This is a genomic window from Chitinophaga sp. YR573, assembly GCF_900110995.1.
GTDB lineage: Bacteria > Bacteroidota > Bacteroidia > Chitinophagales > Chitinophagaceae > Chitinophaga.
Genome location: NZ_FOJF01000002.1, coordinates 1,633,323 through 1,657,975, shown reverse-complemented (window position 1 = coordinate 1,657,975; position 24,653 = coordinate 1,633,323). Strand labels below are relative to the sequence as shown.

The window sequence follows — 24,653 nt, the reverse complement described above, 5'->3', positions numbered from 1 at the left end:
TAAGCTCCAATTTTGTAACAAAACATAATAGGCTCCGTTAGGAGCCCCGTGTTTGTAGAAAACGAATAAACAACAAACACAGACTCCGTAGGAGTCCCCTAACATTCGCGATTTAGGGGACTCCTACGGAGTCTATTAAAGAGAAGATTAGTTTTTACTACAAACACGGAGCTCCTAACGGAGCTAAATTAAAACGACATTGAAACGTAATCAGTCGTATTTGCCGGTTTTATCCTCGATATGGACATCCATATCTTTTTTGATCTGCATTTTAATATATACCAGCAGTTGCGAAGCGCCTGCTTTAAAACATACTTCCTGGGCCTTACGGACAACCTCCATGGTTTCTTCGTAAGTGCCCTCTATTACTGTTTCAAAAGGGCATACACGGTATTTAAGCCCGGATGCCTGTATCACGGCGATGGCTTCATCTACAACAGCATATACCTGTTCACTGGGCACAGATGGTAGGATCTGTAAGGCGAGATTAATTTTGTGTTCCATGGTTCAGTATCTTATAAATGAAAACCGCCCCATCAGAAGATGGAGCGGTGATCCCAAAGATACTTATTTCTTCAGGAGGTCTTCAATATAAATCACTTTATTATTCTGTGTCTGAAGAAATGCCTTGTTAGCCCTCCCGATATGCAGGAATGCTCTTATCTGTCTTAAAAAAACAAGTGGAAGATATAACAGGGATTTTACCACCCCTTTATCCGTACTCATTACGGCAACAATTGCCAGGAAGGAAAGCGGGAAAATGATGAAGATGGCAATCCATGCAATAGTAAGAGTGGGTGCTATCCAGAAATTAAGTAATGCAAATATTCCGGCAACACTGATCTGTAAAAATAAGGGGGGACGTAATAAGTTGAACCCAAAGAACAGCAGGTTAAAGTTACCGCGTTTAAGTCCTGTTGCAAATACATCCCAGCCGTATTTGAAATATTTAAAGTAGGCATTGATCCAACGGGTACGCTGTGTTTCCAATGCATCTCCGCTATCTATTTTCTCATCGTACACCATCGCATCTTCTGCATATGCCAGCTGAGGGATCAGCTTAACAATATCTGCCTGGATCTTTTTATCAAATCCACCCAGGAAATTACGATAGATCACTTCTTTATATAAAGCTGTTTCAATAGCGATACCCAGGCCCCAGATATTGGCAGATAAACCCAGCTCCATACGCATACGCCTGTCTACGAAATTGCTGAAATAGTTACCCGCAGCATCCAGTTTTGCATAGATGCTATCGTTGTTTTTCGCCAGCATATTTGTTTGTACAGCGCGGTATCCTTTATTGAAATATTTATTCAGTACAGACAGGTAATCCGGATGTACCAGGTTATCAGCATCCAGGATGATCAGCGCATCATGCGACTGATCAAAATTGTTGATCGCATAGTCAATAGAACGGATCTTTGCATTGAGTGGTACTTCGGGGGCAAGTACTTTTACCTGCGGGTGGTTATTATACCCAATATCAGTTTGCTCACAACCATCCGCCACTACATATACCTTAAAGTGACGGTAAGTTTGTTTCAGCACGGAGTCAACAAGCGGGGGTACCAGCTCCAGATTTTTATGGGCAGTGACGATCACTGCAAAAGAGAAATTCTTAGCAGTATCAGATTCATCTGTTTCCTGCTTTTTAACGAACAGCGCTGCTATTCTTTTACAACCATACACCAGTAATAAAAAAGCCGGTTGCAGCAGGTAGGCTGCCAGCAAAAGCTGTACAGCTATAAAGATGGCTAATAGAATTGTAAGCATAATCATTTAGCTTTTTCCCAAACTGAAAAGAATCCTCCGGTAAACCGGTATGGCAGTGCATCTGCAATTTTACAGTCGAGCCACTGAAGGCTGCGGATTTTTTTGGCAGCAAAAGAGAAAGGAAATACATCCTCTATAAAATTCGCTTTACCAAAACGTACTATTCTGAAATTATTCTCAGAGGATAATACTTCCAGATCTGATTTTTTGAAGAACTGCACATGGTCCAGGTTATCTGCTGCGGATTGTACGGTGGTACCGGTATATCCCAGAGCAGTTTTTACCTTCACCACTGCTTTCCATGCCCAGTTATTGCTCTCACGCATTTTCAGTACAGGACGGGTCACAAACAATTCACGTGGTCCGCTGCCATTAGGTACGGTTACGATCAGTAATCCGTCTGGTTTCAGAGATTGATGTAATACTTTCAGTAAGGAGGATGGGTCCTGGAGATGTTCCAGCACTTCACTGCAGATGATAGCATCGAAGGTATCACCCTGTGCTACCAGCTGTTCAGCGCTGATCACTTCAAACTGTACATTCGGTAGTGTATTCAGTGTGCGGGCGCGTTCAATAGTTTGTTCACTTACATCGATACCCAGCACATTAAATCCGAGTTTACCGAGATGACGGCTGATAACGCCATTGCCGCAACCTACATCCAGTATTTTAGCCTGGGATTGTGCTTTGCCGCTGATAGCGTCACTGATAAAATCCAGTCGCTTCCGGTCCGCGATCCGGTCGTATTCGTATGTTAAAGCAGGTGTAGTTGTCATGATTTAATTTTTATGATCCAGCACGCCCTGGTACAATGTTTCCACCTGACGGGTCATGCCCTGTACACAATAATGGAGGTTCACTGTTTCTGCGGCTGCCTGCTGCAATGAATGCCTCAGCAATACATCCACATGCAGGCGTATGATTGCAGCAGCCAGTTGTGCCGGATCTCTGGCTGGTACCAACAGGCCGTTCTGCCCGTCGGCTACAATTTCTTTAGAGCCGTCTACCGCTGTAACAATAACGGCTTTACGCATCGCCATTGCTTCCAGCAGGCCTATAGGCAAACCTTCCCACAAAGAAGGCAGACAATAAATATCAATAGCCTGTAGCAGTTCCGGTACATCCGGGCGGAATGGACAAAATACTACATGATCACTGATGCCCAGCATCTGTGCGGTCTCTGTCATTTCCTGCTGCATATCGCCCTCTCCTACTACCAGCAGTGTAATATCTTTCTGCTGTTCCAGTACTGCCTTAAAGGCATGTACCATCGTAATAGGGTCTTTCTGTACGGTAATCCTGGCGATATACCCTACTACGGTATGATGTGCCGGAATATTCAGTTCTTTTCGTACGTCGGTCAGTGTTACATCCGGATTAAAACGTTCCAGATCTATACCATTATTAATAACCGTCGATCTAAAGCCCGGAAAATGCTTCACACCGGTATCCCTGTTAGAGGCTGATACGGAAATATTAGCCCGGGTACCTTTGGTAAGCAGCATTTCTGACCATACCCTCAACTGCTTTTGCAGATATGGCTGGTCATCATGAAATGACCAGCCGTGTATGGTATAGAGCAAAGGACGACCACTTAATTTTGCAGGGAGAAAAAGGTTGCTTGCGGCACGGGACCCGTGCGCATGTACAATATCTATTTCTTCTTCCCGGATCAGTGATTTCACCTGCATCCAGCACGATACATCAAAAGGCTTGAGAGAGGGTATTACATAATGGCGTATGCCCATTTCCTGTAAGCGCGTGATCATGGGACCATCTGTAAAAGACAGTACTACCGGTTCAAAAAGAGCCTTATCCAGCGCGTTTACAAGACTGAGTACATGGGATTCCCCACCACCCACCATACCCTGGCGGATAGCCTGTAATACCTTTATTTTTTTATCACTCCGCATTATGCAGGAATTGTTTCCGGCTGTGGTTTCTTTTCCCAGCCCTGAGGCAGTTTCTCGTAGATCTCGATGTTTTCAAACTCCTTGCTCTTGCGTGCGCCAACTTTAGCAGCCCATGCAGCCATACGTTTGATACCATCCAGTAAACTCACACCACTTCCTTCTCCAAATACACCATGTGCTTTTGTATGATCGGAATAAGCATGCATTACTTCATTACGTGCCTGCAGATGTTTAACATCCGGAGTAACACCGAAGCAATCACCTACCACTTTCACCAGTTCATTCACGGTATAAGGTTTATCAGCACCAATATTAAATACCTGGTTGTAAGCAGCAGGAATATTCACACTGTTCGTGATGGGAATAGCTACATCATCGATATAACTGAAAGCCCTGGTCTGTTCACCATCACCAAATATAGTGAGGGGCTGTTTCTGCATGATCTGATTCATGAAGATGCCGATCACGTTACGGTATTTATCACCAATGTTCTGGTTTTCGCCGTATACGTTATGTGGACGGAACACTACATAGTTCAGACCAAACATTTCGTGTGCAGCTTTCAGGTCCAGTTCTACAGCGTATTTAGATACACCGTATGGATCTTCCGGCATTGGCGTCATTTCCTCACGCATTGGTAACTGGCCTGCGCCATATACAGCGATAGAAGAAGTGAATACAAAACATTTTACTTTATGTTTTATAGACTCGTTGATCAGATTGATACTACCGATCAGGTTATTGTTATAATTGAACCGGCGGATAAAATGTGATAACCCCTCAGCAGCATAAGCAGCCAGGTGATATACATAATCAAAACGGTATTCTTCAAACAGGCTTGTAACCAGGTTCTCATCAGATACAGAACCCTGCACAAATACAGCTCCTGCAGGAATGTGGTCTTCAAATCCGCCGCTCAGATCGTCCAGCACAATAACTTCATGTCCCAGTGCAAGACAATGTTTTACAACATGTGAGCCAATAAATCCGGCTCCGCCGGTAACGAGTGATGTTATCTTTGTCATAGTGTATTATTTAAACAGGTGAATAACTTGAATTGGTTAGATTCCAGGAAGTCCCCCTTATAAATGATTTTAAATGTTCGAACTGTCCTTTCATCGCATATGTAAGAACAGCTTTGGGGAATGTAAGAAAACTGAAAAAGAACAGGAAAGCAGTCAGCTGCAGCTTGTTCGTATTCCTGCGCATATACAGGATACGGTTGCGCGTGTGATAGTATGCTTTCACCGGACTTTCTTTCCCCATAGTGATAGACTCTTTATGGAAAATCAGTCCGTCTGCATTATAATAGATCTTGTATCCTGCACGTAAAATGCGTGCGGACCAGTCAGATTCTTCGTAATAGATAAAGAATTTATCTGCAAACCTGCCTACCTTTTCAATCACTTCACGTTTCACCATCATAGCGGCACCATGTGCACACCAGGTAGTACCGGAAACATTGTGTTGTCCTTTATCCTCTTCCTTACTTCCTACTGCCCAGGTACGTCCGGTAAGCAGGTTCATTTTGTGAAAGCCGGCATACTGGATCACATTGGGATGAGAATAAAAACGGATTTTGGGGCATACTACACCAATGGCAGCATCCTCAAAAAACGGACTTAACAAATGTTCTATCAGGTCTGGCGTAACTTCAGTATCATTGTTTACAATGAAGATGTAATCCCCTTTGGCTTGTTCTATGCCAAGGTTATTACCTCCTGTAAATCCAAGATTAACAGGACTAAGTATCAGCCTGATATTTGGATAATTACCAGCTTCGATCTGCTGAGTAGGATCTACTTTAGAGCCATTATCAACAACAATTGTTTCAAAATTGCTATAGGTTAACTTCTTGGTAGACTCCAGGAACTCGCACGTAACAGTTGTCTGGTTATAGTTCAGGGCAATAATAGACACCAATGGTGTCTGGTTCTTGAAACTCATATAGTATTCGGTGATGATTAAATTTTATACATTATTTTTCTGCCGCATGGCACCTGGTGTATTTGCCAGTATCCACATATCATACAGCACGGAATGCTTTTCAGCATAATTTATATCAAGGCTGATCCTTTCCTTCACACTCATATCCTTGTTACCACGTTTCTTGATCTGCCATAATCCGGTGATGCCTGCAGGAGCTATAAAGCGACCCGCAAAATCATCTGTAGTAAGCGTAGCTGCTTCATATAATGGCAGCGGGCGATTACCTACCAGCGACATATCTCCCAGAATTACGTTGAGCAACTGAGGAATTTCATCCAGACTGGTATTCCTTAAAAAGGTACCCAAACTGGTTACTCTCGGATCATTAGTTACTTTAAAGAAAACCGGACCAGCGCCATTTGTATCATACTGGTTAGACTGCATCATCTGTGCAACCTGCTTGTCCGCATCAGGTACCATCGTACGGAACTTATAAAACTTAAAGATCCGGTAACGGTTACCTGCACGATGTGATATATAAAAAACAGGGCCTTTTGATTCCACCTTTATCATTACGGCAATCACCAGGAATACAGGGCTCAGTAATAAGAGCGCAGTACCGGCAATAGTGATATCCAGCACACGTTTGAAAGAATAATTAATGTAGTGGCCAGGTCTGTAGATACGACCTTTCTTAGCCGCTTTACGTGCCATTTCGCGGATGCTTCTGGCAATATTAAACTTGTCCTCAAAAGCTTCAGGGGTAACATCGGGGGTAATAATATCATCAATGCCGCCTACTTTACGCAGACCTTGTTTTATTTCGTGTGTAATCGTTTCTGTATAAACAAACAGGGGTACAGACTCGAGTAAAGGATTTGAGCGAAGAAATTTCTTAAACTTACTAAGGCCGGACAAACGATGGTCTACAGTATATATAATGAAGGAAGGAATAATTCCATTATATAACTGATCTTTCAATACATTCAGGGATAACTGAGCATTCTGTACTATAAATACGTATTCTTCTGATACATCTGCCAGCCTGTCGAAATAGCTGTTGTTGCCGATACATAGCTTATACCGCTTAACAGTGCTGGATGACAGGGAAATGACCTTCGTTTCAGCCTTCCTCCTTGCCTCTGGTGGATTTAAGGGTAAATTTGATATCATATGTGTTCGGTTTACTTAATTGACGTTAGTCACAATGGTTATTGTATTCTCTCCTGGGGCGTAAATCAACCTGCTATACTCACAGGCTGTCTTGCCATCAGGTATTGATCCACAATCTCAATCAGCCTTACGGGGTCAAAAGGCTTGTTCATTACCCGTGCTACATTTGGATATATAGGTGTATTATTATTTAAGTCCATTCCTGTTAATACTATAATGGGGATATCGCTATACAATGCATTACCTGATAAATTCTTTGCCAGCTGCCATCCGTCAATATTTGGCATTTGTATATCTGTAATAATCATGTCGGGCATATTTCCGTTAGATAACCACATAGTAGCCACCAGTCCGTCTGTAGCCGCAAAAACTTTATATTTATGACCAAGCATTGCTTCAAGTAAAATCCTCATTGGGGCACTATCATCCACTACTAAAATTGTCTTCTTCTTCATTTAACTCCAGTTTAAGAAAATAATAAATCCATGAACTCTCCATTCGTAACAATATGTTACAAAGTGGGTAAATGGTTCTTTCTTGATCTTCCAGGAGGATAAGGTAAAGTGATTATCACCGTGCGAACGTCGTAACCAGAATTGCGGGAACACGCAAATACTGCAACGATAGTTCTTTCAGGATAAATTGGTTTTGCTGAATTTCAGAGGAGATGGTAAAGATTATGTTGGGCTTATCAAAACTCAGGTAAAAATATTTATTATTCCTGAATAGTACAAGAAAATTATCAGAAAGATTTTTTTCTTAACGTAACCCTAAATACTTGATGGCTTTTATTCGAAATCCTGCGTAAAAGTATAATAATAATTATTTTATAATATTATTAATCTGGTAAATGGTCAAGAATTCTTCGTAAACGGTATGAATTGTTCTGTGAACGATATCAAAAAGTGGTTTTCTGTACACGCATCTGTCGAAGCAATAATAATTCTTATTTAAGTTTGTTGCTGTAATGTCCCCCCAACATATTATGCTACTGTCTAAAATTATATTTTTTATAAGTCTTAGTATTCTGTTTTACAACTACTTCGGATATGGCTTACTGTTAGCACTACTAGTGCGTTGTAAGCGCATGCTGCAGCGGGAGAAGCAGGATGACACTGTCTTTGAGCCCACTGTCACCCTCATTATTGCAGCTTATAATGAACACGCATTCATAGACCAGAAGATTCAGAACACATTAGCACTGGACTACCCCGAACAAAAACTGGAGATCATATTTATAACAGATGGTTCCACAGATGGTTCAGAAAAAGTTGTCCAAAATTATCCGCGCATTACATTATTACACGAATACGAACGCAAAGGAAAAACAGCAGCGATTAACAGAGCGATGAGAATAGTAAGGACTCCTTTCGTTATTTTCTGTGATGCAAATACCTTGTTAAATACCGCCGCCGTAAAAAATATTGTGAAACATTACCGGGATGAAAAGACCGGAGGTGTTGCCGGAGAAAAGAAAGTATTAACCACTGATGGAGATAATGCCGCCGCTACAGAAGGTGTTTACTGGAAATATGAATCCCTGCTGAAAAAACTGGATGCCGCCTTTTATACGGTCGTAGGTGCAGCCGGAGAACTATTCTCTGTACGTACCAGCCTGTTTGCCCCGGTTGACACATCTGTTATCCTGGACGACTTCATTATTTCATTAAAGATCAACCAGCAGGGATACCGTATCGCCTATGCGCCTGATGCATATGCCATGGAAAGGCCGTCTACCTCTATTACAGAAGAACATAAACGCAAAGTAAGGATCAGCGCCGGTGGATTCCAGTCTATCGTTATGCTGAAAAGTTTATTGAACGTTTTCCGTTATCCGTTGTTATCATTCCAGTATATATCACATAGGGTGCTTCGCTGGACACTGAGTCCACTCAGTCTCTCTCTGTTGCTGATATCTGCTGCTATACTGACTTTCAGCGCTGCCGGCTGGTTCTATAGTCTCATCTTCTTTGCTCAGATAGGATTCTACCTGTTAGCATTAGGGGGATGGTTCCTGGCCGCTAAGAATATAAAATTCAAGCCTTGTTATATACCGTTTTATTTTACATTCATGAATGTAGCGATATATGAAGGCTTCTTCAGGTACCTTCGGAAACAACAGTCCTCCGTGTGGGAAAAAGCACAGCGGGAAACAACCTATATTAATATATGATTAAATAGTTACCCATGTCATCTTCAGCCAATACTACCCGTATTTCCAGCATGGATGCGCTAAGAGCCCTGGCAATGTTCCTCGGCGTAGTGCTGCATGCTGTAATGGCTTATACGGTAAAACCGTTTGAAGGGATGTACCAGGATCCATTGTACCGTAGCAGCAATTACGACCTGATCTTCTTTTCAATCCATACCTTCAGAATGCAGCTGTTTTACCTGATTGCAGGTTTTTTCTTCCGCCTGCTATATTACCGTATAGGCGTTTCTGCATTTATAAAACACCGTACACAGCGCATACTCGTACCTTTTATCGTTGGTCTGTTCCTCATATTACCGCTTACTTACCTGCCGGATGTATTTTATACGGTAACAGGCCACGGTACACACTTTACCACAAATGACTTTCTGACTATCATACACGACATTTTTATCTGGAGAGGCCCGCTGCATCTATGGTTCCTGTATTACCTGCTGCTGTTTTACGTGATAGGGATTTTTATCATAAAGTGGCGTATCGTACTGGTAAAGGATCTGGAAATACATATCAAACCAGCGCTGATGCTGCCATTGCTCCTTATTATCTCCTTCCTGACACTTATGCTGTTCGACTCACCGTATATACAATATACACCCGGACTTAAACCCCGCGTATCTTATATTTTATACTACGGTCTGTTTGTATATGCCGGTTGGTTACTGCACCGTAATATGAAAGTGTATTTTGCACCATTAAAAAAATACGGATTGTTATTTATGATAACGGGCGCATTTTGTGCATTAGTTGTATACTATTTTGCTTACTTCCCCAATACGGGAAAAGCAATAATTACTGCAGACTGGCAGATTAAATTGTTAATGACGTTAACGACAGTAACATTAGTTTTAGGTTTTTTAGGCGTCTTTTTACGCTATATAAATGCAGAATCACCTGTTATGCGGTACCTTTCAGATGCTTCCTATTGGGTGTATCTTATACATGTTGCAATTGTAGATGCAGTACAGATATGGATGGGGAACACGACGCTATGGGGGCCGCTGAAACCTTTGCTCTGCTTCATTATACCGGTACTCGTTGCGCTTGCCACTTACCAGTTGTTTGTACGGTATACCTTCATCGGATATTATTTACACGGCAGCAGGAAAGCAGTCGAAAACGAAAAAAAAATAATCGCGGGCAGTATGAAGTAATAATTACAAACGATTTGTTAATGTATTAAAAAACATTTGCTTAATTTAATTTTTTCAATACCTTAGCAGCGAATTTTAACCTCACTACCACATCCTCTTTTAAAACCACACCTGATTTTTTTAACCGAATTCCTTAGAGAAGCCGCTCAGTATTGAGTTGGCAAAGTCGTTTTTTATTGTGCCGTAGAGCGCCAGACATACTGGGTAAGTTATTCATCAGTCTATAACTGTAATGCTTATCTATATGAGTAAATTTTACACTTTTTGTCTATTATTAATCATGGGATTCGGCAGCCCCTCAGTCGCCCAGGTTTTTAACTCAGGCGACGCTGTTGTAACATACAATCCCAATAATCCCCCAGAAACCCCGGCATGGGGTACTATTAGTAAGTGGGTTCGCACACTGCGTACTGCCGTGAATTTCACGAATAAAGACTCTTACAAATGTTATTACATCAACGGCATGCCGTTCAGGCTGAAATTTCCCAAAACATATCAGCAGGGTGTTAATGACGGTAAGACTTATCCCATCCTTATCTTTTTCCATGGCCGCGGTGAAAGCGGCGGTATTTATGATAATGAGTATTCTCTTTATCATGGTGGCAGCAGCTTCTGTGCTGCTGTTGACAATGGTAAATTTGATGGATTTATTCTTGTACCACAAAGTACTACGGGCTTCTTCGGAGCACCGCATTATGCGTTTGTTAAGCAGATACTCGATACTCTTATCCAGAGTAATAAACTGGATGAGAACAGGATCTTCGTGAATGGTCTTTCCGGTGGTGGAACAGCTACCTGGGAATTCATGTTTACATATCCCAAAACTGTTGCAGGTTATCTTCCTATCAGTGGATGTTCTATCGCATACAAAGACCAGGTGGACGTATTTAAATACATCCCGATGTGGATCTTCCAGGGCGGATTAGATAACAATCCTCACCCGAACACCACAGCAGCCGTTATGGCTGCTGCACTGGCAGCAGGTGCTAACGTAAAGGAAACAATATATCCTAACGGAGGCCACGGTATCTGGGATAATGCATGGGCTGAAGCAGATTTCTACCCATACCTTACCAGACAGCATAAAGCAAATCCATGGCCGCAGAATGGTCATTATGAATTCTGCCCCGGCGAAACAGTGAATACCACACTGGGCCTCACAGCAGGTTTCGACGGATACGAATGGCGCAAGGATGGTGTAACCATTCCCGGTGCCAATTCAAATGAATTAGTGGTAACCGACTTCGGTACTTACGATGCAAGAATTAAAAGAGGCACAACATGGTCTCCATGGTCTCCTACCCCGGTAGTAGTAAAAATAAAGGCGGCTACTCAAACACCTCCTATCACTGTTTCCGGTTTAATGAGTAACGTAATCCCGGCTACTGATGGTAAAACATTTGTTACGCTGACACTGCCATCAGGATATACTTCTTACCTCTGGCAGAAAGTAGGTGATACCACTACGCTGGGTACCGGACAAACACTGGATGCCAGCACTCCCGGTCAATACCAGGCGAAAGTAACTGAACAATACGGCTGTTCCAGCGCGTTCTCTGCTCCTTTTACAGTAATACCTGCCAATGGTACCAACGCGCCTTCACCGGCTGTAGGACTCACTGCAAGTGCTATTTCCAAAGTGGCGGTTACGCTCGACTGGACAGACAATCCAAATACTACGTATAATGAAACCGGTTATGAGATCTACCGTTCGTTAACGGCTGGCGGACCTTACACACTGGTGAATATTACTGCTGCCAATGCGGTAACATATACAGATGCCGGACTAAACGCCAATACAAAATATTTCTACGTTGTACGTGCGGTGAATGGCACCGGCGCGGCTGCTTTAAGTAATGAAGCAAATACACAAACACAGGTAGATGCATCAGCACCAACAGCACCGACCAACCTTGTGGTAACCGGTACTCAGGCTACTGCAGTATCCCTGGATTGGGGACCATCTACGGATGATGTAGGCGTATACAAATACGATATCTATGTCAACGGTCTTAAATCATATACTGTTGATAACGACGTTACCGACTTCACCGTTTACGGTCTGAAGAATGATACCATCTACACCTTTGTGGTAAAAGCAAGGGATGCAGCGGGCAATTCTTCAGCACGCAGCAACCAGGTAAGTTCAGGCGCATATATTAACGGACTGGCTTACAGGTATTATACCGGTACATGGACTACATTACCGGACTTTAATGCAATGACACCGGATGCTACAGGTTATTCTGCCATACCCGATCTTAGCGTACGTACACAGGACGATTACTTCGGCTTCGTATGGGAAGGATATATCCGTATCCCTGTTTCCGGGAATTATACTTTCGTTACCAATTCAGATGCTGGCAGCAGACTGTGGATTGATACCAAGTACAATGCAGCAGCTACCCCATTGGTAGATAATGATGGTGTACATAGTGCACGGGACAGAGAAGGTACCACCTACCTCACTGCTGGTATGCACCAGATAGCGATAGCTTTCTTTGAAGGTACAGGTACACAGGCTTTGACTGTTTCATGGAAGAATACCGCCAATGGTATCACCAGTAAAACACAGATCATTGCCGACTACTATAAAGAAATAGTACCTGCAATTCCAACCGTGCCTAAAACTCCCGGTAATCTCCTGGTAACAGCTTTATCTTATAATAAGATAGGACTCACCTGGGCAGACAGCAGCAATAACGAAACTGGTTTTGAGATTTACCGTGCTACCAGTTCTACCGGTCCATTCGTTTCCATTGCAACAGTAGCTGCAAATCAAACTGCTTATACTGACAGCAACCTGGTAGCGCAAACCACTTACTATTATCGCCTGAAAGCGATCAATAAGTATGGCGATTCCGGTTTAAACTTCAATGAAAGCGGTGGATTCCAATATGGAATATACCCAGGTAACTGGACTTCTCTGCCTAGCTTCAACTCCATCACTCCTCTTAAAACAGGCTGGGTGAGTAATACAACGCTGGATGTAAGAGACCGTGAAACCAATTACGCGCTTAAGTTCTCTGGATACATTAATATTCCTGCAACAGGAACTTACACCTTCTACACAGCTTCTGATGATGGAAGTGCATTGTATATAGGTGGCTTTGCTTCAGGCAACCTTGTAGTAAATAATAACTTCGCCCAGGCTACAACTGAACGCTCCGGTACCAAAACACTTACCAAAGGCAGGTACCCGATCTATATAACATACTTCCAGGGAACAGGCAGCTATGCACTATCTGCCAGTTATGCAGGCCCGGGTATGACTAAACGCCTCATGGCTGACAGTACTTTCGGAAATCCGAAAATGCTTGCAACCACATTGCCAATGCCTGCAGTGCCTAACCGTCCCGGACAGGTGGCACTCACCCCTCTCAGTTCTTCAAAGATCCTGCTGGTGTGGAATGATAATTCTACAGATGAAACACAGTTTGAGATCTTCAGATCTGTAAATGACAGCAGTAACTATAAACTATACGCAACAATAGGTGCGAACGCTACCGCACAGGCCAGCTTCACAGACTCCAGCCTGTTCGCAAATGTTACCTATTTCTATAAAGTACGTGCGAAGAACGCAGGTGGTACTTCAATATTCGGTCCTGGTAATGTTACCACTACCCTGAACAACCTTCCGGTTCTTACCCAACTGGTAAGCCGTTCAGTAAGATATGGTACATCACTGTCTCTGAACCTGACCGCTACCGATGTTGACGGAGAAACACTCACATTGGCTGCTACTAATCTGCCAGCCTTTGCTACATTCGCAAATACTGGTGCAGGTGCTGCTACACTGACATTCAACCCGGCCGTTTCCGACCAGGGTACCTATCCGAATATCACTGTAACAGCAACCGATCAGCACAGCGGTGTTGCCACTACATCTTTCACTTTATCAGTAAATGATAACTATTCTCCTGTAATCGCCAATGTTGCCAATGTATCACTGAACGAGAACACTACCTCTTCTGTAAGCCTTACTGCTACAGACGCGAACACAGAAACAGTGACCTGGACAACAACCGGTCTGCCTGCCTTTGCCACCTTTGTTCCTTCAGGTAACACAGGTATAGTAAACCTGGCTCCTGGTTATACCGATGCTGGTGTTTACAATGTAACATTACAGGCTGATGACGGCCGTGGTGGTATCGATACCAAAAACTTCACCATCACCGTGGTGGATGTGGATCCAAGCCGTACTATTTATGTGAACTTCTCCGATGGTTCATATCCTCCCGGCTCTCCATGGAACAGCACCAACAAACAGCCTGTTCTGAACGATCTGTTCCCGAACCTGCTGGATCAGAGCGGTGTGGCTACCACTGTAGGTATCAAGATCGTGAGCAACTGGTCTGCTATCGGTAACGGTTCCAACTACTATGGTGCTTCTACTGGTAATAACACTGGTGTATATCCGGACAACGTGATGAAAACTGCTTACTGGAGCAACACTACCAAACAGACATTCAAACTGTATGGTCTGAACAGCACCAGCAAGTACAGCTTCACCTTCTTCGGTTCCCGTGGAGATGTTACAGATAACCGTATGACCAACTATACAATTGGTACTACTACTGTATCATTACAGGCAGCATCTAACAAAACAAATACAGTCGCTATTAATAATGTTTCACCAGACGCTAATAACGAAATCAGCATCGATCTGCAGAATGGTACAGGCTCTGTATATTCTTACATCAATGCGATGGTAGTGAAAGTGGGTTATGATGATGGCAACCCTCCTGCCCGTCCAACCAACCTGGCAGTACAAAGCGCTGCTTCTGGTGTAGCTCTTAGCTGGAAAGACGTAGCATTTAACGAAACAGGTTACGAAATATACCGTGCAGACGTCAGGGCTGGCGCTTATGCTTTGCTGACTCCTGTAGCTCCGGCAAATGCTGTTGCTTATACAGATACTTCTGCAAAGGCAAACAAACAATACTTCTACGCTATCAGGGGAATCAACTCTCATGGAGCTTCCGCTTACTCTGATACTGTAACGATTACTACCGGTAATAACAATCCTAAACTGGATAGTATTGCAGGAGTAACAATGAAGAATAACGATACAGTAACTATCAATCTGCGTGCTACTGATGATGCTGGTGATATCCTTACCTTAAAAACAACCAATCTGCCTTCATTTGCTAAACTGACAGATAACGGAGATGGTACAGGTACTATCAAAATCATCCCCGCAGCAGGTAACATAGGCAGATACAGCAACATCAATGTTACTGTTAATGATAACAATGGTGGTAGTACTACCAGAACGTTCAGCCTGTATGTAAGGGATAAGAACCTGACCTCTGTGTATGTACACTTTAACCAGACATTGCCTGCTGATGCACCATGGAATAACTTTAACTCTTATCCGGGTGTGGGTGCTGCCATCTCTAATCTGCAGAATGAAATCGGTGTAGCTACACCATTCAAGATCCAGTTGCTGGATGCCTTCACCGGTACCAACACAGCTGGTGCAACTACCGGCAATAACAGTGGTGTATATCCTGATAACGCAATTGCAGGAAACTACTATACCAGTGAAGCTACTGCCAGAAGAATAAGCATCACGGGATTACCAACTACCTACCGGTATAACCTGGTATTCTTTAACAGCCGTACAGGTAATGATAACAAGAATACAGACTTTACCGTTGGCAGCAACACTGTAACACTGAATGCTGCTAATAACAACACCAATACCGTACAGATAAATGGTATTGCTGCAGATAGCACCGGTGCAATCAACTTCACCGTTAAACAATCTGTTGGTGCTGCTTACGGATATATCAATGCCGTTGTTATCCAGTATTACACAGATAATGGTACGCCACTTAGTCCAAGTAATGCTACTGCTGTGGCTTCATCCAAGACCAGCATTCAGCTGAAATGGATGGACAACTCAAACAACGAAACAGGCTTTGAAGTATGGCGTTCTACTGATAACAGCAACTTCACGCTGCGGGCAACTGTTGCCAATAACGTGAACACATTTGCTGATGCGGGTCTTGGTACAGATTCACGTTACTACTACAAAGTACGTGCACTGAAAGACACTGCTAAATCGGACTTCACCAATGTAGCTACTGCTGCTACCTTCATCAGTGCAGTGTACATCAACTGTAACGTTTTCGATCCTGCAGCTATTCCATGGAATAACACAAACTCCATACCTGCTCAGGGACTTGAATTCCCGGATCTGAAAGATGACAACTGGAACAATACAGGTATGACGATGGTGATCGACAAAGCTTTCACCGGCGATAATCCTTTCGGTATGAACACCGGCAATAACTCCGGTATTTATCCTGATAACGTTCTGCGCAGCACTTACTGGGTAGATATTAATGAACAGGGTCGCTTACGCATCAAAGGTCTGAACCTGGCAAAACGATACAACTTCGTATTCTTTGCCAGCAGGGACGGAAGCGGTGACAGGACCAGCAACTATACCATTAATACAACTACAGTATCATTGAATGCCGGTTATAATACAATGAATACCGCGCAGATCAATGAGGTAGTTCCTGATGCAAATGGTGAGGTGCTGATTACAGTAATGGCTGGCGGAGCGTCTATCTACGGCTATATCGGTGCCCTGGTAATACAGGCTTACACACCGGAAGCCAGCCAGCTTGATCAGTCGCTGCTGATGGCTAAAAATGCAAATCCGTTACTGACAAATGGCCTGTTAAAGAATGCAGTAAGTAATGTAACCATTACCAGAGTATTCCCGAATCCGTTCGACAGCCAGGTAACACTGGATCTTAACAACAGCGGTAAAACCAGCGGAAACTTAACCGTTTCCATCCTGGATATGAACGGCAGACTTATCTACACGAAGGTAGTACCTGGTGTATCAGGATCTCAGAGAATAACACTGGATCTTGGAACTTCACAAATCCCAAGTGGACCTTGTCTGCTGAAAGTAATGGAAGGAGATAATTTGTTGAAAACTGTTAAACTGATAAAAAACTGGTAACCATTCTTAATTGATTAATTTTTAAATTTTACCGAAAAGGTCCGGTGCAAACCGGATTTTTTCGGGTTTTTCAGATTAGATTATTTTACACTTTAAAGTAACCGTCAATATGGACTTGATTTATTTGTTTAAATCATTAATGCGAAGAAAATGGTTTATTATTATTAGTACACTAATGGCTGTACTGGCGGCATTTTTGTTAACCCTTGAACAAGAGAAATTATACAAATCTGTTGCACAAATTGCTACCGGTTTTACCATGAGTGATCAGGTGAAACTAAAAGAAGAAAGTTTCAATATCTATGAGATAGATGTGAAATTCAATAACGTGATCGAAGCACTGAAATCACCCCGTGTTTTAGGGATGACCTCTTATAACCTGATGCTGCACGATCTGGAAAATCCGGATAAAGCGTTTCGTGTACTAAGCGTGGAAGACAAAAAGAATAACATCTACCGTCAGCTCGACAGAGCAAAGGCCATTACCATTCTCAATAAAAAGTACAACGAAGAACAACTGCTTAGCTCTTACGACCCGGAAGAAAGAAAGATCCAGGAATTGCTGAAGATCTACAGGTATGATCTGGAAACACTGCGTTATGTATTATATGCAGGCCGTGTGCAGCGTACGGACTTTATCGATATTCAATACCGTTCTATCAATCCGGAACTGTCTGCCTATATCGTAAACCAGGTATGTACAGAATACCTGCGTAACTATGAGTCCAGCAGAAACCAGCTAACCGTTCAGAACATTGAAACGCTGAAGAAACTAGTAGATCAGAAAAGAGATGAACTGGATGCCAAGATTGCCAATATTAAAGTAATGGGTACCCTCGATGTATCCGTAGAAAGCTCCAGCAAACTGGAACAGATCAGTAACTTTGAGAACAGGCTGGCAGATGAAAAGAGCTTAAACAATAGTGCACTGCTTACTTTACAGCAGATCAATACGAGATTGTCGGAAATGAGTAAGAGTAACAGTCAGACCTCTTCCTCTACCTCTGCGATGAATACGGAACTGACTACCCTGCGTACGCAGATGAATGAAGCCTATTCCGATTATGTAAACAAGGGCGGTAATGATGCAACGCTGTACGCTAAGTACCAGACACTGAAAAACGATTATAAAACAAAGCTCACTGCAATGGCTTCTGCTGCGCCCACTACGGCTACAGGTGGTAACACACTGGCTGATTTACAGCAGAAGAAAAGCGACCTGGAACTACAGGTAAAAAGCAGCGCACAGAATATAGAGGCCTACGAACAGAAGATCCGCCAGCTGAACAGCAGCATGGGTGCTGCCGCTTCCCGTGGCGCCAACAACCTCGCCTTACAGAAAGAAGTGGAACTGGCACAACAGGAATATGAAAGCATCAAATCCCGTTACGATGCCGCTGTAAATAACAAGGTCGCACCAATGGATAACTTCCATCAGATCCTGTTTGGTCAGCCTGCCGTAGAACCGGAGCCATCAAAACGACTCATCATCATCGCATTGGCAGGTATGTCCATGCTGGTTTTCTGTTGTATCGCCATCATCTTCCTGGAGTATGTGGACCTTTCTATCAAAACACCTACTCAGTTCATGAAAGTACTGGAACTGAAACTCCTTGGTGTAGTGAATCGCATCCACTTTAAACATATTCCGCTGGAACAGATCTTCACCGATCCACATCTGAAAAAACATAATACTGCGATATTCCGTGAACTGCTCAGAAAACTGCGCTTTGAAATGGAAGACAGTGGCAAGAAGATTTTCCTTTTCACCAGCGCCAAACCACGCGAAGGGAAATCTACTATCATCAAAGCCCTGGCTTACAGTTTAAGCCTCAGTAAAAAGAGCGTACTCATTATCGATACGCAGTTTCCAAATAATTCACTGACCCGCGATTTCGGTGCACAACCCGTACTGGAATCATTCAGTTCTTCTGTAGAAGATTTCCATGCAGACTCAATCAAACAACTGGTAACTGAATCACCATTGCCTGGTGTGTTTGTAATTGGATGCGAAGGCGGAGAATACACCCCTTCAGAAATACTGAAGCCGGGCAACATGCTGGAATACCTGAAAACACTCACTCATCAGTATGATTATATCCTGATGGAAGGTGCTGCGTTGAATGATCGTTCAGATAGTAAGGAACTGATGAAATATGCAGAAATTATTATCGCTGTTATTTCTGCCAGGTCCAGTGTGAAACAAACAGATAAGGAAACTATTATCTTCCTGCAAAACCTCAATGAGAAATTAGGTGGCGCTATCCTCAATTTTGTTGAACCAGAAAACATCGATATATAATGAGCGCCGCGCTTCCAAATCTTAAAGGTAATCGCCTTGCATGGATAGACTATGCAAGGGGCATTGCCATTATACTGGTACTATACCGTCATATCTTTGAAGGTATATCCCGCTCTGGTGTAGAAGCGGCTCAGTATAGCTGGCTGGAGCATGCGAACATTATCTTTTACAGTTTCAGGATGCCGCTGTTCTTCATTCTGTCTGGTGTATTCATCGCAAAAAGCCTGGCTAAAAGGGGAGTGAAAAGTTTAATCATCAATAAGGTGAGTATCCTTTTATACCCATACCTGCTATGGTCTGTTATACAGATCACACTGCAATTGCTGTTGGGGAAATATGTAAATGCCAACCGCAGCTGGATAGATTACGGATATGTGATATTATATCCAAGGATGATTGATCAGTTCTGGTACCTGTACGCACTGTTTAATGTAACAGTGATCTATATACTTACAAGGGAAAAACTGCACTTCAAAGTTTGGCATCAACTGATCATAGGTTTTATACTGTACATATTCTCCGATTATGTTTCCGTTAAGCAGATAGACCTGGGTTTTCTCTATGACATCTGTCACTTCTACCTCTTCTTCGCTATCGGAGAGCTGGTAGCAGATAAGATCCTGGACAGCAGTAAATACCCGGTATACAGCTCCTGGAAATTATTCGCCTGTCTCCTGCCCTTCTTTGTAATCGGACAATATTACTTCCTGTACAGCAACCTGGCCATGAAGGATAACCTGTTTGTAGAACAACACCAGCCCTTACTGTTTGCAGTAATCGCTCTGGTGGGATGTGCATTCATGATCAATATTTCATTTATCCTGCAACGTTACGACAGCTTTAAACTGTTACGCGTTGCTGGTTTTCATTCATTGTACATCTATGTATCACATGTGCTGGTAGCATCTGCGGTACGCATGGTACTTGTGAAAGTCTTTGGCCTTACCTGGTTACCGGCATTATTGCTGATCTGCCTGTGTTTTGCCGTAGTGATCCCTATACTGCTATACAAGTTTGCAATGCGCATCGGCGCATGGTGGCTGTATAGCCTGGAAAGGCCTGTGCAATTAAAAACAGTACGAACCAACTAAAATGAGTGACCCAAAATACACCTACTGGCTGAAATCCGGCATATACAGCGGATTACAGAAAATCGCAGTACTACTGTTCGGTATAGGAAGCGTGCTGGTATTAACCCGCTCACTGACTAAATCCGACATGGGTGTCTGGAATCTGTTTCTTGTATACACGGGTATCATCGAAATCGTCAGACAATCACTGATCAAAAATGCAGTGATTAAATATATCAATGGCCATCAGGCAGAGGAACATCCACATATACAATCTGCGGCTCTCTACCTCAATATCAGCATCACCCTGCTGATAGGATTGCTGATAGCTGTATTTATGCATCCGGTAAGTATCTTACTGAAAGCGCCTTCGCTTGCCATGGTGATGTATCTCTTCCTGCCAGGTTTACTGTTGCTCATTCCATTCTCACACTTTGAATGGACACAGAACGCGAATGCGGACTTCAGAGGTATCTTCTGGGGTTACCTGAGCAGACAGGGAATCTCTTTCCTGCTCATTGTATTCCATCTCCTGTTCATAGGTAACATTTCACTCACTTACCTGATCTGTTATTTTGATGCAGGACTTTTATGCGGCACACTGGTATCTGCCTTCTTTGCAAGGAAGTTCCTCTATCGTAATATGAAACTCAACAAAGCATGGTTAGGAAAACTATGGCACTTTGGAAAGTTCGTATTCGGTACAAACATCAGCTCTTCCATTTTCCGCAATACAGACCAGTTTATCATTTCATCTTACCTGTCTACTTCCGCCGTAGCATTGTATGGTGTTTGCCTGCGCATCTCCAACCTGGTGGATGTGCCTTCACAGGTACTGGGAGATATCCTTTTCCCCAAGACAGCGAAGATGATGGAAGACGGTAACATGGAGATGGTAAAGTACTACTACGAAAAAGCAGTAGGCTCCATACTGGGTATTGCCATACCTGCCAGTCTCGTGATTATGCTCCTGCCCAAACTGATTATAACGATCATCGCCGGACATAAATACCTGGATGCAGTACCTATCCTGCAGGTAACAATTTTCTATGGTCTGTTCCTTCCCTTTATCAAACAGTTCGGAACTATCATGGATTCTATCGGTGCACCTAAAACAAACTTTCTTGTCAATACAATAGTAGCTGCCTGCAACATCTTCATCTGCATGTATTTTACCCGTCAGATGGGATTAATGGGCGCGGCTTATGGCACCATGACTTCCTACAGTATCTGTTTCATCATCACACAGGTGATCCTTTACCGTAAGTTGAATGTAAACCTGCTGAACGTATTCAAATACTGCCTGCAGTTCTATCCTGAAATGTTATCTGTTGTTCAGCAACGTTACTTCTTAAAATGGAAAACACGATGATCAGGAACAGGGACATTATTGTAGTAGGCTTACAGGCCTGGGATATAAAAATCGGCAGCAACTGTAAGAACATGGCACTGGAAATGTCACGTCACAACCGTGTGTTGTATGTAAACCGTGCGCTCGACAGGATCTCTGCACTACGCACACCAAAAGATGAAATGGTGCAGACCCGTCTCAACAGCCTGCATGGTAAAGCCAACGACATCAACCCGGTGAATGATACTTTGTGGACACTGGACCCGAGGACCGTTCTCGAATCCATCAACTGGATCCCTTTCCCGGGTATATTCGACCGCTTTAATTATATCAACAATAAACGACTGGCTAAAGAAATCAACCAGGCAACAAAAAGACTGGGATTTAAAGACACCCTTCTTTTCATTGATAACGACTTTTTCCGTGCAGTGTATTTTCCGGAGTTACTGGATGGTGTACAGGAAACCATCTATTACATCAGAGATAAACTTACCAGTCAGCCCTATTTCAAAAAGCATGGGGCCCGGCTGGAAGCAGCACTGATGAAGAAGTCTACCATCGTAACAGCTAACTCGGCTTACCTGGCACAATACGCACAGGAGCATAACGAACTGTCTTTTGATATAGGACAGGGTTGTGACTTCGACTGGCTAAAAGCACCGGTACCGGGAACACCTGAAGATGTAAAGGCTATACAAAGGCCCATTATAGGCTACGTAGGGGCGTTACTGGCTGCAAGGCTTGATATTACCCTGCTGGAAGATATTGCAGCGCAAATGCCCTCCTGGAACCTTGTTCTGGTAGGACCGGAAGATGAGGCCTTCCGTAAAAGCAAATTACACCAGCTGCCAAATGTCCATTTCACGGGTAATCGCCCACCGGAACAACTGCCAGCCTACATCAACAGTTTTGACGTATGCATCAATCCGCAGGTGATCAACGATATGACCATCGGGAACTACCCGCGCAAAATAGACGAATACCTGGCACTGGGTAAACCGGTAGTGGCAACAGATACCGCCGCCATGCAGATGTTTGCGCCTTACGTATACCTCTGCGCTAACCGTGAAGAGTACATCGGCAGGATCACCGCTGCATTACAGGAAGACACACAAAGCAGCATCAGGGTAAAACGGGTAACATTTGCCTTATCCCACACCTGGGAGAATTGTGTAGCTGAAATGGGAAAACATTTGCAAAACGCATTATTATGACAGACAACAGATTCTCGGACGACCGGATACTGGAAATCATCGTGCTGACATTCATCGCACTCACCATGATCTTCCTTTTTTTGAAAGTAGTGTTTTTCTGAAACAAGATGATATTATGAGCATAGCTTATTCACATAAAACGAAGTGGTTTAAAGGAGCCAGATTACTGGACTCTCCTCTGGCATATGCTGTCATGCTACTGATTGCAGTAGTATTTAGTCTGGTAATAGGATTTGGCGATTACCGCTTTGGATTCATCATCATTGCAGGACTGATAGGAGCCGCCCTTACGCTGATAGCCCTGTTTAATACACGAATGGGATTTATTATCACAATGGTGTTTTCCTTCTTCATGTTCTACTTCAAGCGCTTCACAAATGATGACGTACCCACGGGTGTAGTGGTGGATGTATTGCTTGCGGTAACATTTATAGGCGCTTATTACAAGAAGACCATCCATAAACAACGTTTATGGCAATACTTCAACAGTCCTATCACCTACGTCTATATTATTAATTTCGGGTTCCTGATGATTGAACTATTCAATCCATCTATGTATTCGGTAGCAGGCTGGGTTTTCACCATGAGGAAATTCCTGAATTTCGTCATGATCTATTTCGTAGGGCTGCACGTCTTTAACACTAAAAAAGATGTACAGGATTTTATGAAACTGTGGTTATTCCTTTCCATCCTCGCCGGAATATACGGATGCTTTCAGCAATGGTTCGGATTACTGGGTTTTGAAAACGACTGGGTGATGAGTGATCCTATCAGGTACAAACTCTATTACCAGGGTGGTGAGATCCGTAAGTTTTCCTTCCTCTCCGATCCTACTGCTTATGGCATCCTGATGGCTATCAGCATCGTATACGGAATAGTTGCAGCACTGAATGAAGAAAGGCCAAAGCGGCGCTGGCTGCTTATATTCGGCATTATATTCATGACACTGGGTATGGCATATTCCGGTACCCGTACCGCTTACTTTATCATTCCTGCCGGACTCTGTATCTACGCATTAATGACCATCACCAACCGTAAAACACTGCTCTTTATGGCAGGTTTTATACTGTTCTTCGTGGCATTGATCTTTGGTCCTTTTTACAGTAATAATACCGTCAACCGTGTACGTACATCGTTCCAGCTCACTGATGATGAATCGATGAACGTACGTGACAATAACCGTGAAATGATCCGGCCTTATATGCACAGTCACCCGTTAGGTGGTGGTGTAGCTACCAGTGGCGTATTAGGATTACAATACAATCCGGGGCATCCCCTGGCAGGGTTTCCGCCGGATAGTGGTTATCTGCGTGCAGCGCTGGAAACCGGCCCTATTGGTCTCGCATACACATTGTTCATGTTCTTTACCATGCTGCAGGTAGGCGTACGTAATTACTACGCCAGCAAGTCCAAAGAAATAAGGACGATCTATGTGGGCATTGTAGCCGGCCTGTTTGCCTATATGATCGCACAATATGCACAGGTGGCAATAGGTCAGCTGCCCGGCGCCTTTTTCTTTTATGGCACAATGGCCGTCATCGTAAAACTTAAAAATTTCGAACAAACCTCATAAA

General features: G+C 43.3%; 16 protein-coding genes. 8 read left to right on the top strand and 8 right to left on the bottom strand.

Annotated features, from left to right (window positions below):
- Positions 1–210: 210 nt before the first annotated feature.
- From BMW86_RS26315 to BMW86_RS26280, 8 genes are all read right to left on the bottom strand, one after another.
- Entirely contained in the window at positions 211–504 is a 294-nt protein-coding gene (locus BMW86_RS26315; RefSeq protein ID WP_089785665.1) for a thiamine-binding protein, read from the bottom strand.
- Positions 505–567: 63 nt separating this feature from the next.
- Complete coding sequence (locus BMW86_RS26310; protein WP_177189400.1) at positions 568–1,776, bottom strand: glycosyltransferase family 2 protein; 1,209 nt, start codon at positions 1,774–1,776, stop codon at positions 568–570.
- A gap of 2 nt (positions 1,777–1,778) precedes the next feature.
- Positions 1,779–2,552, bottom strand: a complete 774-nt coding sequence (locus BMW86_RS26305; RefSeq protein WP_089785661.1) for a class I SAM-dependent methyltransferase — start codon at positions 2,550–2,552, stop codon at positions 1,779–1,781.
- A gap of 3 nt (positions 2,553–2,555) precedes the next feature.
- A complete protein-coding gene (locus BMW86_RS26300) occupies positions 2,556–3,689 on the bottom strand; it encodes a glycosyltransferase family 4 protein (RefSeq protein WP_089785659.1) in 1,134 nt (377 codons plus the stop codon).
- Positions 3,689–4,714 carry an NAD-dependent epimerase/dehydratase family protein gene (locus BMW86_RS26295; RefSeq protein ID WP_089785657.1) on the bottom strand — a complete coding sequence of 342 codons (1,026 nt, stop codon included), beginning with the start codon at positions 4,712–4,714 and terminating at the stop codon, positions 3,689–3,691. The genes BMW86_RS26300 and BMW86_RS26295 overlap by 1 nt, the downstream gene beginning before the upstream one ends.
- Before the next feature lie 10 nt (positions 4,715–4,724).
- Complete coding sequence (locus BMW86_RS26290) at positions 4,725–5,636, bottom strand: glycosyltransferase family 2 protein (protein WP_089785655.1); 912 nt, start codon at positions 5,634–5,636, stop codon at positions 4,725–4,727.
- A gap of 24 nt (positions 5,637–5,660) precedes the next feature.
- Positions 5,661–6,791: a sugar transferase gene (locus BMW86_RS26285; RefSeq protein ID WP_089785653.1), complete on the bottom strand. Its 1,131-nt coding sequence runs from the start codon at positions 6,789–6,791 to the stop codon at positions 5,661–5,663.
- Between the two features lie 65 nt (positions 6,792–6,856).
- Complete coding sequence (locus BMW86_RS26280) at positions 6,857–7,246, bottom strand: response regulator (protein ID WP_089785652.1); 390 nt, start codon at positions 7,244–7,246, stop codon at positions 6,857–6,859.
- A gap of 530 nt (positions 7,247–7,776) precedes the next feature.
- Here BMW86_RS26280 and BMW86_RS26275 point away from each other — a divergent pair.
- The 8 genes from BMW86_RS26275 to BMW86_RS26240 all read left to right on the top strand — a co-directional run bounded on the left by BMW86_RS26275 (position 7,777) and on the right by BMW86_RS26240 (position 24,652).
- Positions 7,777–8,964: a glycosyltransferase family 2 protein gene (locus BMW86_RS26275; protein WP_089785650.1), complete on the top strand. Its 1,188-nt coding sequence runs from the start codon at positions 7,777–7,779 to the stop codon at positions 8,962–8,964.
- A gap of 14 nt (positions 8,965–8,978) precedes the next feature.
- Positions 8,979–10,154, top strand: coding sequence for an acyltransferase family protein (locus tag BMW86_RS26270; protein WP_089785649.1), 1,176 nt, complete (start codon positions 8,979–8,981; stop codon positions 10,152–10,154).
- Positions 10,155–10,434: 280 nt separating this feature from the next.
- Positions 10,435–17,142, top strand: a complete 6,708-nt coding sequence (locus tag BMW86_RS26265) for a fibronectin type III domain-containing protein (RefSeq protein ID WP_177189399.1) — start codon at positions 10,435–10,437, stop codon at positions 17,140–17,142.
- Positions 17,143–17,251: 109 nt separating this feature from the next.
- Positions 17,252–19,444 (top strand): exopolysaccharide transport family protein, encoded by a 2,193-nt coding sequence (locus BMW86_RS26260; protein ID WP_089785645.1) that lies wholly within the window; start codon positions 17,252–17,254, stop codon positions 19,442–19,444.
- Entirely contained in the window at positions 19,444–20,535 is a 1,092-nt protein-coding gene (locus tag BMW86_RS26255) for an acyltransferase family protein (protein WP_089785643.1), read from the top strand. Before BMW86_RS26260 ends, BMW86_RS26255 begins: the two co-directional genes overlap by 1 nt.
- Position 20,536: 1 nt before the next feature.
- Positions 20,537–21,886, top strand: coding sequence for a lipopolysaccharide biosynthesis protein (locus tag BMW86_RS26250; RefSeq protein ID WP_089785641.1), 1,350 nt, complete (start codon positions 20,537–20,539; stop codon positions 21,884–21,886).
- Positions 21,883–23,079, top strand: coding sequence for a glycosyltransferase (locus BMW86_RS26245; RefSeq protein ID WP_255373009.1), 1,197 nt, complete (start codon positions 21,883–21,885; stop codon positions 23,077–23,079). Before BMW86_RS26250 ends, BMW86_RS26245 begins: the two co-directional genes overlap by 4 nt.
- Positions 23,080–23,194: 115 nt before the next feature.
- Positions 23,195–24,652 carry an O-antigen ligase family protein gene (locus BMW86_RS26240; RefSeq protein WP_089785637.1) on the top strand — a complete coding sequence of 486 codons (1,458 nt, stop codon included), beginning with the start codon at positions 23,195–23,197 and terminating at the stop codon, positions 24,650–24,652.
- The last annotated feature ends 1 nt before the right edge of the window (position 24,653 follow it).